Below are 12763 nucleotides of genomic sequence, written 5' to 3'. Positions count from 1 at the left end.
CCCGACGGTGCACTCCCTCTCCCGCAAGCAAGCGGGAGAGGTTAAGAAAGTCCGCCGTTGACGCAGGCTACGCGTTCTTGCGCTGGAACTGACCCTGCGGGCGGAAGCGCCAGAGATATTGCGGGGCGATCGCTTCCAGCGAATCCGGCGCAATGCCGAGGCCTTCCAGCGTCAGGCCGGCGGCCCTCGCCGCCTCCGACACGACATTGTCACGCTCGAGCAGCGTGACCTGGTCCGGCGTCAGCTTGAACGCGCCCGGGGCGAATTGCAGGAACGCGGCCTTGAGGCGCGCGAGGCCGAACGACAGCGGCACCAGCATCCGCTCGCGATCGGTGATCTCCAGGATCGATTCGATGATCTCGCGCATGCTCAGCACCTCGGGCCCGCCGAGCTCGTAAGTCGCACCCGCCTTGGCCTTGCCGTCGACGGCATCCGCAATCGCGGTGGCGACGTCGCCGACATAGACAGGCTGCATCTTGGTCTCGCCGCCGATCAGCGGCAGCGCCGGCGACATCCGCGCCAGTGCGGCAAAACGGTTGGTGAACTGGTCCTCGGGGCCGAACATCACGGAGGGACGGACAATCGTGGCTGACGGCACCGCGGCCAGCACCGCCGCCTCGCCGGCCGCCTTCGCCCTGGCGTAGCGCGAGGGTGATTCGGCGTCGGCGCCGATCGCCGAGACATGCACCAGGCTGGCGCCGGCGGCGGCCGCCGCCTTGGCGACGGTCTCGGCGCCCTTGGCCTGGACGGCGTCGAAAGTCTGGGCGCCGCCCTCGGCGAGGATGCCGACCAGGTTGATCACGACATGCGAATCACGCACCGCCGCCTCGACCGAGGCGGGATAGCGCAGGTTCGCCTGGATGGTGTGGACCTGCCCGACCTTGCCCGAGGGCTGGAGGTATCCGGCGAGTTCCGGGCGCCGCACCGCGACCCTGATACGGTAATCCCGCCGGCACAGCGCGCGGACGACATTCCGGCCCAAAAAGCCCGATCCGCCGAAAACCGTGACGAGAGTTTCCAGATTCGATGCCATGGGAGCTGTCCTGGGTCCAATTTTGCAGAGAGGCGCGTGTAATCAGGCTTGTATCGGCCCGGTTTGCAATGCGCAATCGGCAAGCCCAAACGGGGGGCAAGCATGAATTGACAACGGCGTCACCGAACCGTAGTAACCGCCTCCGTGCCCCAAACGGCATGCCCAGGTGGTGGAATTGGTAGACGCGCTGGCTTCAGGTGCCAGTGGCTTAACGGCCGTGAAGGTTCGAGTCCTTTCCTGGGCACCATCGCTCTTCTAAGAGCGTGAATCCAAAGCAAATTAGCAAATTCAACGGCTTGCCCGCCCCTCTGTGGTACAGAAGGGTAGTACAATGCCGTTGCGCTGTAGGCCGACCGCAAATGTCGCGGAGCCCCGGATTCTTCCGTTCGTACGCGCTAGACGGGAAGCGGGCACCGCTTCGAAAGCAAGGTAGCCCGGCGCGATTGAGGCTGTCGTTCTTAACGGCGCCGCCGCCGCACCTTCTTATGATGCAGGGTCGCCGGTTTGAGATTTGTGAGTTCGCTATCGATTTCTGAAGAAGTTTGAACAAGCGATTGAACAGACGAAAAACGGGCGGCGGACACGAACGCCAGCTTGAGCGCATCATCGACATTCATCATGCTGCCGAGAGAAGCCGAGAGCGCCTTGTTTTCGACGACGAAGAACATGCCACCCCGCGTATTCTGCGAGACGTCGCAAGGTTCGGAAAGCGCTCCCTCTTGGTTCAAGTCACCGAAGATCGCATATTTGGGCGGCGTGGACACTCCGATCTTCGCGTGATTCCGATCGGGGCTCGGTCCTCCCGTCAATCCGAATACCTTCTTCAGCCACGTACCGGTGTCCGCATTGGTGACGGCGCCGGACGCTCCAAGCGATGCGTCCCAACACTTCGGACGCCCGCCCTTGTAGTCGTCTATTTTGCCGTTGCCCATCAGCCAGGTCGCCACTGTCAAAGGTGTACCGTCCAGGGTTGCGGAAACCATCTGCCAAGGAGGCACCTGCATGTTCGGAGGCTTGGCGATGATCTGAACGCCGGTCGACAGCTTCTCAGTCAGCAGCGTGTCGTCGTGCGATAGCTTTCCGAGTCCGGATACCAGCTTCTGAATGTCGTCGGGGCCGCCGTTCCTGACGATCTGAGATCTGCTGTCCGCGCCAGCGCCGGCTTCCGTGACGACGCTGGCCTTCTGCAAGGCGCGCAGCACGGTCATGACGTCGGATTTATTCAGGCGTAGCGCGAAGAAGTGCTGACTGACCCAGACGTTGTTCTGAGGCTTGCCGCTATTATCAGTGATGCAGCCGAGAGTATTGCCGTTCTTTCTCGGAAAGTCGGGAGAGCCCGAACCGGGCCAATTCGGAGTGGACACCTGCATGACCAGTCCCTCGCCCTGGTCGTTCCATGCCAGCACACCCTTCGAGTGGCCCCATGGGGCGTTGCACGAAGTCTTTCCCTTGCAGGCTGGAAGATCCGGATCGTCGTAGAATTGATCGTTCCAGATTACGTAGCTGTAGTCGCCGTTGTAGATCTCGTCGAATGTCGCGCCGATCGGATCGTTCGTCGATTCGCCGAGGCAGCCGTTGTCGTTGTGCAGGGTCGGATTAGCGCTGCTTGCGGAAATCGACTGGAGCCCGAATCCTTTCGGATAGTCCTGAACGTCCCCTCCGAAGATGCATGCGCGCTTCGTTGTCTTCAGGCATCCTGGAAAGAACTTCGTATTGAATTTGAATACGAACCACCAATCGACGGGCGAGGCGCCCTTTTGCAGGAGGGGCGCAGGAAGCGCTTGAGCATGTCCTGGTCGCGCCGAAACCACAAAGCAGAACGTTAGAAAAACGATATGCGAGAAAAGTAGGGGGAGGAAATAGAGTTGACGTGATCGCTTATCCACGGCGTGCCCCGTTGATCATATCAAATTGTCAAGGCGCCAATACACACGCAAAGCACGAGGACTGCAACTATTTCGCGGCCGCCCGTAATTTGCTTCGGCAGATCCGGCGCCACTCTGCTACGGCAGCAACGTCCTCGAGGGAAAATGTTACGGTCGATGGCCGTGCCCAAAGCAGCGGTTTGGAAGGGCCGTTCGTAGCCATCAGCCTGGCCACCCCCCGCCTCCCCTCACACCACCCTTTTCCCCGCCCGCTCCGCCACCCCCTTCTGCACGAAATACATCGCCACCAGCGTGATGAGCGTGGTCGTGACAACCACGTAGCCGATCCGCTCGAAATGGAGCAGCGAGCCGTCGGGTTGTTGCGAGATGATCGCAGCCGCGAGCACCGAGCCGAGGCCGCCCGAGAGCTGCTGCAGCGAGGCGCTGATGGCGCTGAACGCGCCGCGCTGGCTGGGATCGGGGATCGCCGACATCACCGCCTGCGACGGGATCATGCGCGAGAAGATGCCGATGAACAGCAGCACGTTGACGGTGATCGCGGTCACCAGAGAGACGTGGCCGAGATGAGTGTAGATCAGCACCATGAGGACGGTCATCGCGCAGCCGAACACGAAGGTCGGGTATTTGCCGAAGGTGTCGGCCGCGCGGCCGACCAGCGGCCCGGTGACGATGCTGAACAGGCCGGAGACCAGATAGATCGTCGGCAGATGCACGATGTCGATGCCGATATTGTTCACGGTGAAGGCGCTGGAGAACGGCATCAGCATGTAGCCGCCGGTCGCCAGCAAGGTCGTGACGCAGAAGGCCAGCGTGTAGCGTGGCTCGAATACCGTCGCGACCAGATGGTGGAACGGGTTTCTGTCCTGCTTCAGCTTCAGATGCGCATCGACCGGCTCCATGGCGAAGGCGATGATGGCGATGGTCACGATCGCAAGGCCGACGATCGCGGCAAAGCAGACGTGCCAGCTCCAGTGATTGGCGAGAAACAGTCCTGCCGGCACGCCGAGCACCTGGCTCGCGGCAAAGGCGGTCTGGACGAATCCCATCACGCGGCCGCGCAAATGCAGCGGAAACAGGTCGGTGACGATGGCGAGCACGACCGAGCCGATCACGCCCCCGAACAATCCGGTCACGACGCGGCCGATCAGCAGCACATGGTAATCCTGGGCGATCGCGCAGAGCGCGGTGCCGAGGGTGAAACCGGTATAGAAGAACAGCAGCAGCCGCTTGCGATCGAACCGGTCGGCAAAGCCGGCCGCCAGGATGCCGGACAATCCGGCGCTGAACGCATAGGCCGACACCGCCACGCCGAATTGTGCGGCGGTGATGTCGAGCGAGGGCATCATGATGGCGCCGAGCGGCGACATGATTATGAAGTCGAGAATGATGGTGAACTGCGCGAAGGCGAGCAGCGCCACCAGGAGCGACTGGTAGCGCGTAAAGCCGCGCTGGCGTTCCTGCTGATCGTCGATCGGCGCGGCGAGCGTCTGGTCTGTCATGGCACCTGAGGCGTGATGGGGAAGCTGGCCTCAGATAGGGTCGGCGTGGGCGATTTCCACCGGCGCGTGCATCAAGTTCCGCTGGTATATCGCGACCGCGCCGGAATGTGGGATCCGTGCAACAGCGCGGTGGCCGCCCCGGTTAAGCCGCCCTTAGCCAATGCCGCCTAGGCTCGCGGCCGTCCTTTTCCCGCCTCCCAGCCCATTTCCGGCCGTGTCGCGGTCAGTCAGAGCGTTTTCGGATGGAGCAGCCCGTCAGGCAGTACGATTCGCGCGAGGCCGCGCCGCAGATCGCTTCGGCGCCGGCTCGCACGCTCGTGATCGATCTCGAAGGCGCGCTGCTGCGCTCGGAGCTGCTGATGGAGGCGCTGTTCAGTAGTCCCGCCCGCATGCTGGCCCGGTTCGGCGCGGGCGGCCGTGCCGGGATGGCGGCGCTCACCGAAATCCTGGCGCGGGCCGAGCTCGACTATGCCCACCTGCCCTACGATGCCGATGTGTTGAACCAGGCGCTGGCGGCGCGGGCGCGGGGCGCGAAGATCTTTCTGGTCGCGGGCCGCTTTGCCTCTCATGCCGCCGGCATCGCCGCGCATCTCGGCTTCGACGGCGTCGTGACGCCTTCTGATCTCGCCGTCGGCGATCACCTGCCGTTCGATCGCGCATCGATCGCGCGCATCGATCGCGTCAGCCGCGGCCGCGCAAACCTGAAGATCTGGGCCAAGGCGCTGCGGGTCTATCAATACGCCAAGAACACGCTGCTGTTCGTGCCCGTCATCACCGCGCATCAGATCAATCTTGCCACGCTCGGCGCGACGCTGCTGGCGTTCCTGGCGTTCTCGGCCTGCGCATCCGGCGCCTATCTGATGAACGACCTGCTCGATCTCGCCGCCGATCGCCAGCACCCGACCAAGCGCCATCGCGCGCTCGCGACGGGCGATTTGCCGATCTCGTCGGCGCTCTCGGCGATCCCTGTGCTGTGGGGCTTCGCGCTCGTTGCCAGCCTCTGCATCTCAGCCAGCTTCCTCGGCGTGCTCGCCGCCTATCTCGCCACCACCATCGCCTATTCGCTCGTGCTCAAGCGCAAGATGCTGGTCGACGTCGTCACGCTGGCCGGCCTTTATTCCTTGCGCATCGTCGCCGGCGCGGTTGCCGCTGGCGTCGTGCTGTCGGAATGGCTGATGGTGTTCTCGCTGTTCGCGTTCACCTCGCTCGCGCTGATCAAGCGCTTCAGCGAGCTCAGCATGCGCCAGGGCGAGGGCCTCGCCGATCCCTCCAACCGCGACTACCGCATCAGCGACCTGCATATCATCGCCGCGATGGCGGCTGCGAGCGCCATGAACGCGGTGACGGTGTTCGCGCTCTACGTCTCCTCCTCCGCGGTGACGCCGCTCTATAGCCGCCCCTGGATGCTCTGGCTGCTCGCGCCTTTGCTGCTCTACTGGTTCGGCCGGGCGCTGATGATCGCGCATCGGCGCGAGATGCCTGACGATCCGATTCTGTATGCCTTCCGGGACGGCGCCAGCCGCACCACCGTGGCGGCGATGGTCTGCATCATGCTGGCGGCGATCTGAGACCGCCATCGGCAGCTTGCGCGGCCCGCCCGCAGTGGCTAAATCGCGATCCATCCGTCGAGCCTATGCCGCCGACCGACCGATTCGATTCAAGGGTTTGAAACGCCATGACCGTACGCCTGCATCGCGGCGACCTGCCTGATCTTTCCCGCTACACCGGCGCGGTCGCGATCGACACCGAGACCATGGGCCTGAATCCGCATCGCGACAGGCTCTGCGTGGTCCAGCTGTCGCCGGGCGACGGCAGCGCCGACGTGGTGCAGATCCCCAAGGGACACACCGATGCGCCGAACCTGAAGGCGCTGCTTGCCAATCCCGCCAACACGAAGATCTTTCATTTCGCCCGATTCGACGTCGCGGTGCTGTACCAGACCTTCGGTGTGATGACCGGGCCGATCTACTGCACCAAGATCGCCTCCCGCCTGACCCGCACCTATACCGACCGCCATGGCCTCAAGGACCTCGTCCGCGAGGTGCTCAATGTCGATCTCTCCAAGCAGCAGCAGTCCAGCGATTGGGGTTCCGACAGCCTGACCGAGCCGCAGCTCGCCTATGCCGCCTCCGACGTGTTGCACTTGCATGCCCTGCGCGAGCGGCTGGACGCCATGCTGGTCCGGGAGGGCCGCGCCCAGCTCGCGAAGTCCTGTTTCGACTTCCTGCCGACCCGCTGTCTGCTCGACCTCCAGGGCTGGGAGGAAGAGGACATTTTTGCGCATTCCTGAGGCGGTTTCGATGTCATTCCGGGGCGGCTCAAAGGGCCGAACCCGGAATCTCGAGTTTGCTATGCTTTGCATCGCCCCAGAATGACGGCATGCAACGGGGCAGGGGGCCAGCGCCCCGTTTCGGACACTTTCCTGCTGCCTCTCCAAGGCTGACATGTCCAAGGCTGACCTGTCTAAGGCTGCATATTCGGACGTTGCCGGGTACAATGGCGCGGTCTTTCAACCGGACAAGGCGAGCGGCACCCTGGAGATCAGGTGAATTCGGCCCACAATCCCACTTACGACGCCGAGCTTGCGGCGAAGTTTGCCAGCGCGGCTCGCCATAGCCGCCTGGTGAGGATTTTGCGTATCGCGGTCCCGGCGACGGTGGCCGCGTCACTGGCGGCGATCGTCGCGGTCTCGACCTTCCTCAATCCCTTCAAGATCCCCATCAAGCTCGACTCCGGAAATCTCGTGGTCACGGGCACCAAGATCACGATGGAAACGCCGCACCTCTCCGGCTTCACGCCGGACCAGCGACCCTACGAGCTCTGGGCCAAGACCGCGACGCAGGACATCACGGATCCTGACCATGTCGATCTCGCCGATCTGCGCGCAAAGGTGCTGATGGAAGACAGGTCGACCCTGCTGCTCGATGCCCGCACCGGCCGCTTCGACAACAAGCAGCAGCAGCTCGACCTGCACAAGGACATCTTCCTGCGCACCTCGACCGGCTATGAGGCGCGGCTGAACTCGGCTTTCGTCGACATGAACAAGGGCACGGTCTCTTCGGACGAGCGTGTCGATGTCAAGCTGACCAACGGTACGCTCACCGCCGACCGGCTGCGCATCACGGAAGGCGGTGACGTCGTTCGTTTCGAAGGCAACGTGGTGATGCATCTGGACAAGATCAGCACGGATGAGGTGGCGCCCGCTCCCGTCGAGCAGCCCGCGCCGCCTCCGAAGTCCAGGAACAAATCTGCGAACTCAAAGTGATTTTCATGGCCAGTATTTTCCCGCGTCACAAATGGTGCGCGTTCCTCCCTGTGGCTGGGCTTGTCGCCGGCCTCGCGCTGAGCGCAACGGATGCGGTGCGCGCGCAAGGCGCCATGCAGGGCGTGCCGAACGCCATGCAGGGTTTTTCGCAGAACCGCGATCAACCGATCGAGATCGAAGCGGCCTCGCTCGAGATGCGCGACAAGAAGAAGGAGGCGACCTTCTCCGGCAATGTGAAGGTGGTGCAGGGCGACACCACCATGACCTCGAAGACGCTGGTGGTGTTCTACGAATCGAGCAGCGACAAGCAGGCCGCGCCGCAGGCGGCGCCTGCAAAAGGCCAGAAGGCGGCGCCGATGCAATCCGCGACGCCTGGGCCGGGCGGCGCCTCCTCGATCAAGCGGCTGGAAGCACGCGGCAACGTCGTGGTCACCCAGAAGGATCAGGTCGTGACCGGCGAGACCGCCGTGTTCGACACAAAGACCAACCTCATCACCATGCTCGGCGGGGCTGGAGGCAAGGTGGTGCTGACCCAATGTCAGAACGTGCTGCGCGGCGACCGCCTCATGGTCGACATGACCACCGGCGTCTCCCGGGTGGAGGCCGACAACGGCAAGGTGCAGGGCATGTTCATCCAGACCCAAGGCGGCTCGAACGGCAAATGCGGAACGCCCGTGGCCCCGGGGCCCGCCGGCGCAGGTTCGCCGCTGCAGTTGCCCGGCGGAACTAAACAGAAGTAAATTCAATCGCTTGGCCCTGATGCGATCGATCCGAGGTTGAAGCTTGCGTGATGAGACTGTATCTAGCGCGCAGGGCTTTCGAAGCGGGGTCCGCCGCTTTTCGGGCGTGTTTCACTGGGCATGAGACATCCCTTCATTCATGCTGCGTCGGCGAATCGAGAGGCCGGCGCGGCAGACCGCGCGAGTACCGCGCAGGGTCAGTAGAAGGCTAGAAGGCGGGGATGGTCGATCTCTTCAGCATGTTCCGTCGGCGCCCCGCCAAGCGCGGCCGGCCAGGATTTGCCCGTCAGGACATCACCGCCCTCGGTGACAGCGTCGGTGGCCTGGTGCCGAGCCCGGTGCGGGATGCGCCGCTGATTGCCCGTGATCAGTCCATGCAGGCCGCCGATCCCTACGGCATCGAGGCTCCGCCGCGATCGCGGCCGGCCCCGGCGCAGCCTCCCAGGGCCAGATCCAGCGCCAATACCAATGGTTCGGGCGGCGTGCAGCTGTTGCGGCGGCCGGGCTTCCTGGCTGTGCATAGCGTGGAAAAGAGCTTTGGCAGCCGCCAGGTGGTGCGCGGCGTCAGCATCTATGTCCGCCGCGGCGAGGCGGTCGGCCTGCTTGGTCCGAACGGCGCCGGCAAGACCACCGTGTTCTACATGATCACTGGCCTGATCAAGGCCGATCGCGGCGCGATCGAGCTCGACGGCCACGACGTCACGAAACTGCCGATGTATCAGCGCGCGCGGCTCGGCATCGGCTATCTGCCGCAGGAGGCTTCGATCTTCCGCGGCCTCACCGTCGAGCAGAACATCCGCGCCGTGCTCGAAGTGGTCGAGCCCTCGCGCAAGAAGCGCGAGCAGCAGCTCGATTCGCTGCTCGACGAATTCAACATCACGCGCCTGCGAAAATCCCCGTCGATCGCGCTGTCCGGTGGCGAGCGCCGCCGCGTCGAGATCGCGCGCGCGCTGGCGACGCGTCCGAACTACATGCTGCTTGACGAGCCCTTTGCCGGCATCGATCCGATCGCGGTCGGCGACATCCAGGACCTCGTCCGCCATCTCACCAACCGCGGCATCGGCGTGCTGATCACCGACCACAATGTGCGTGAGACGCTCGGCCTCACCGACCGCGCCTACATCGTCTATGCCGGTGAAATCCTGACGGAGGGCACCCCGGACGAGATCGTCGCCGATCCCGATGTCCGCCGGCTTTACCTTGGCGAGGAATTCCGCCTCTAGCCCTTTTTTGCGTTTCGTCAAGGCGTGTACATCGGGCTCAGACTAAGATAAGCAAAAATCGGACCAACTTTTGGATCGGTTCTTGCTTCGATGGCCCTGACGCAGAGATTAGAGTTCCGGCAGTCCCAGTCGCTGGTGATGACGCCGCAGTTGATGCAGGCCATCAAGCTGCTGCAACTGTCGAATCTCGATCTCACGACCTTCGTGGAGGAGGAACTCGAGCGCAACCCCCTGTTGGAGCGGGCGAGTGACGAGGCCGGCGGCGAGGCTCCGGCCGAGGCCGGTCAGTTCAGCGACCGGGATGGCGAGGATTCGAGCGGTTCGGGCGACGCTGACGGCTTTGGCGGCAGTGGCGACGCCTTCGAGCCCGGCCAGGAAGAATGGATGAGCAAGGATCTCGGCACCCGCGCCGAGATCGAGCAGACCCTGGACACAGGCCTGGACAACGTCTTCTCCGAGGAGCCGGCCGAGGCGGCTGTGCGCAACGCCCAGGACGCCGCGCCGACCACCTACACCGAATGGGGCGGCGGCGCCTCGGGTGACGAAGACTACAATCTCGAAGCTTTTGTCGCGGCCGAGACAACATTGTCCGACCATCTGGCCGAGCAGCTGTCGGTGGCCTTCACCGGCGCGGCGCAGCGCATGATCGGCCAGTATCTGATCGACCTCGTCGATGAAGCCGGCTACCTGCCGCCAGATCTCGGGCAGGCCGCCGAACGGCTTGGCGCATCGCAAAAGGACGTCGATGACGTTCTTGCCGTGCTGCAAAAATTCGATCCGCCCGGCGTGTGCGCGCGCAATTTGAGCGAATGCCTGGCGATCCAGCTCCGTGAGCTCGACCGCTACGATCCCGCCATGCAGGCGCTGGTCGAGCACCTCGATCTCCTCGCCAAGCGCGACATCGCTGCCTTGCGCAAGCTCTGCGGCGTCGACGACGAGGACATCGCCGACATGATCGGCGAGATCAGGCGTCTCAATCCCAAGCCCGGCATGAAGTTCGGCTCGGCGCGGCTCCAGACCATGGTGCCCGACGTCTATGTCCGTCCGGGTCCGGATGGCGGCTGGCATGTCGAGCTCAACAGCGACACCTTGCCGCGCGTCTTGGTGAATCAGACCTACTATTCCGAGCTGTCGAAGAAGATCGGCAAGGACGGCGACAAATCCTATTTCACCGACGCGCTGCAGAACGCGACCTGGCTGGTGCGCGCGCTGGACCAGCGCGCCCGCACCATCCTGAAAGTTGCAACCGAGATCGTGCGCCAGCAGGACGGCTTCTTCACCCATGGCGTCGCGCACCTGCGGCCGCTGAATCTGAAGGCCGTCGCCGATGCCATCCAGATGCACGAATCCACGGTCTCGCGTGTCACCGCCAACAAATACATGGCGACCAATCGCGGGACGTTCGAGCTGAAATATTTCTTCACGGCTTCGATCGCCTCGGCCGACGGCGGCGAGGCGCATTCGGCCGAAGCCGTACGCCACCACATCAAGCAGCTGATCGATTCGGAAGAGCCGTCAGCGATCCTGTCCGACGACACGATCGTGGAACGGTTACGCGCTTCGGGCATTGATATTGCCCGCCGCACGGTCGCGAAGTACCGCGAAGCCATGCGCATTCCCTCCTCGGTGCAACGCCGTCGCGACAAGCAGAGCGCTCTTGGTAACGTCCTCTCCACCGCATTGTCCGATCGCTCCCGCAATCCCGAGCCGGCCTGATTGCGCTGGCGCGAAATCGCGCTACTCTCACCCTCCCATCGCGACCGATCCAAGCTAGGCCGATTGAACCAAGCGAGGCATCACATGACTCTTCGCATTTCGGGCAAGAGCGTCAGCGTCGGCGAGGCCCTGCGTGGCCGCGTGACCGACCGGACTGAAGAGGTCCTGCGCAAATATTTCGACGGCAATTATTCCGGCCACATCACGCTATCCAAGGACGGCTTCGGCTTCCGCACCGATTGCGCGCTGCATCTGGATTCGGGAATCACGCTCGAGGCCGATTCAAATGCGCCGGACGCCTATGCCAGCGCCGACCAGGCGCTGATCATGATCGAGAAGCGGCTCAAGCGTTACAAGAGCCGGCTCAAGGATCGCTCGGCCCGCAAGGCCCATGTTGCCTCCGCGGCCCTGGCTGCCCTCGACGCCACGGCTTACGTGCTGGAAGCCCCTGGCGAGGGGGATGACGAGGACGAGGTCACCGGTTACAGCCCGGTCATCATCGCCGAGGCCACGACATCGCTGAAGCAGATGTCGGTGAGCGAAGCCGTCATGGAACTCGACCTCAGCGGGGCACCCTGCCTGGTATTCCAGCATGGCTCCTCGGGTCGGGTGAACATCATCTACCGCCGGGCCGACGGCAATGTCGGCTGGATCGACCCGCCGGGTGCGAGACCGGACGGCAAAGCGGGCGATTAGGATCGAAACCGGACCCCGTAGGAACCACGACCTTCAAACAATGACCGGGACAAAGCCGTACGCGGCAGTTGGCACCGGGATTGCGTTGGAGTAGAAGCGCCCCACATCTTGGAACGGGGCTAAGTGCGCCTCCTGCTTCATGTTATTGACGCCGGCTCAGCTTGGTCTATCAAGTTGGCCAATTCGGAACCTGACGGCTTCATTCACCTCGGAAGACTTCCATGCCGATTACCGATCTGGTCGCGCCCGAGGCGATTCTCCCGGCATTGAAGGTCAACAGCAAGAAGCAGGCGCTCCAGGAACTCGCGGCCAAGGCCGCCGAGCTGACCGGGCAGAACGAGCGCTCCGTGTTCGAGGTGCTGCTCCAGCGCGAGAAGCTCGGCACCACCGCCGTCGGTTACGGCGTTGCCATCCCGCACGGCAAGCTGCCCAAGCTCGAAAAGATCTTTGGCCTGTTCGCCCGGCTCGATCGCCCGATCGATTTCGAGGCGATGGACGGCCAACCGGTTGATCTCGTCTTTTTGTTGCTCGCTCCCGAAGGCGCCGGCGCCGATCATCTCAAGGCACTCGCCCGCATCGCCCGTCTCCTGCGCGACCAGGACATCGCCAAGAAGCTTCGCGCCTCGCGCGATGCCCAGGCGATCTACTCGGTGCTGGCCCTGCCACCGGCCACCGCGGCGTAAGGCCTTCTCATCCGCTTCCGTT

Annotated in this window: 11 protein-coding genes and 1 tRNA gene; 9 read left to right on the top strand and 3 right to left on the bottom strand. The window is 63.6% G+C overall.

Features of this window, described 5'->3' with window-relative positions; translation table 11 throughout:
* Nucleotides 1–67 precede the first annotated feature (67 nt).
* Nucleotides 68–1033 (bottom strand): complex I NDUFA9 subunit family protein, encoded by a 966-nt coding sequence (locus tag BM374_RS04940; RefSeq protein ID WP_092289487.1) that lies wholly within the window; start codon nucleotides 1031–1033, stop codon nucleotides 68–70.
* A gap of 160 nt (nucleotides 1034–1193) precedes the next feature.
* On the opposite strand from BM374_RS04940, the gene BM374_RS04935 reads away from it, so the two are divergent.
* Nucleotides 1194–1280, top strand: a tRNA-Leu gene (locus BM374_RS04935).
* Nucleotides 1281–1491: 211 nt separating this feature from the next.
* On the opposite strand, the gene BM374_RS04930 is transcribed toward BM374_RS04935, so the two are convergent.
* A complete protein-coding gene (locus tag BM374_RS04930) occupies nucleotides 1492–2919 on the bottom strand; it encodes a deoxyribonuclease II family protein (protein ID WP_092289485.1) in 1428 nt (475 codons plus the stop codon).
* A 227-nt stretch (nucleotides 2920–3146) separates the two neighbouring features.
* Entirely contained in the window at nucleotides 3147–4418 is a 1272-nt protein-coding gene (locus BM374_RS04925; RefSeq protein WP_092289483.1) for an MFS transporter, read from the bottom strand.
* 242 nt (nucleotides 4419–4660) lie between these two features.
* Between BM374_RS04925 and BM374_RS04920 the strand changes: the two genes are divergently transcribed.
* The 8 genes from BM374_RS04920 (at nucleotide 4661) to ptsN (ending at nucleotide 12741) form a co-directional block, all read left to right on the top strand.
* On the top strand, nucleotides 4661–5986 hold the full coding sequence (locus BM374_RS04920; protein ID WP_092289481.1) for a UbiA family prenyltransferase: 1326 nt from the start codon (nucleotides 4661–4663) through the stop codon (nucleotides 5984–5986).
* A gap of 107 nt (nucleotides 5987–6093) precedes the next feature.
* Nucleotides 6094–6708, top strand: coding sequence for a ribonuclease D (locus BM374_RS04915; protein WP_092289479.1), 615 nt, complete (start codon nucleotides 6094–6096; stop codon nucleotides 6706–6708).
* Nucleotides 6709–6963: 255 nt separating this feature from the next.
* Nucleotides 6964–7683: an LPS export ABC transporter periplasmic protein LptC gene (gene lptC, locus BM374_RS04910; protein ID WP_092289477.1), complete on the top strand. Its 720-nt coding sequence runs from the start codon at nucleotides 6964–6966 to the stop codon at nucleotides 7681–7683.
* Between the two features lie 5 nt (nucleotides 7684–7688).
* The gene (locus tag BM374_RS04905) at nucleotides 7689–8423 is read left to right on the top strand and encodes an LptA/OstA family protein (protein ID WP_177248093.1); all 735 of its coding nucleotides are present in this window, start codon (nucleotides 7689–7691) and stop codon (nucleotides 8421–8423) included.
* 221 nt (nucleotides 8424–8644) lie between these two features.
* Entirely contained in the window at nucleotides 8645–9646 is a 1002-nt protein-coding gene (lptB, locus tag BM374_RS04900; RefSeq protein ID WP_092289473.1) for an LPS export ABC transporter ATP-binding protein, read from the top strand.
* A 90-nt stretch (nucleotides 9647–9736) separates the two neighbouring features.
* Nucleotides 9737–11362 (top strand): RNA polymerase factor sigma-54, encoded by a 1626-nt coding sequence (gene rpoN / locus BM374_RS04895; RefSeq protein ID WP_092289470.1) that lies wholly within the window; start codon nucleotides 9737–9739, stop codon nucleotides 11360–11362.
* Between the two features lie 84 nt (nucleotides 11363–11446).
* Nucleotides 11447–12058, top strand: coding sequence for a ribosome hibernation-promoting factor, HPF/YfiA family (gene hpf, locus BM374_RS04890; RefSeq protein ID WP_092289468.1), 612 nt, complete (start codon nucleotides 11447–11449; stop codon nucleotides 12056–12058).
* A 221-nt stretch (nucleotides 12059–12279) separates the two neighbouring features.
* Nucleotides 12280–12741 carry a PTS IIA-like nitrogen regulatory protein PtsN gene (ptsN, locus tag BM374_RS04885; protein WP_008141251.1) on the top strand — a complete coding sequence of 154 codons (462 nt, stop codon included), beginning with the start codon at nucleotides 12280–12282 and terminating at the stop codon, nucleotides 12739–12741.
* Nucleotides 12742–12763: the final 22 nt, after the last annotated feature.

Source organism: Bradyrhizobium sp. Ghvi (genome assembly GCF_900115265.1).
Lineage (GTDB): Bacteria > Pseudomonadota > Alphaproteobacteria > Rhizobiales > Xanthobacteraceae > Bradyrhizobium.
Note: the sequence above shows the minus strand (reverse complement) of the source record. Positions and strands in the feature narration are given on the sequence as shown.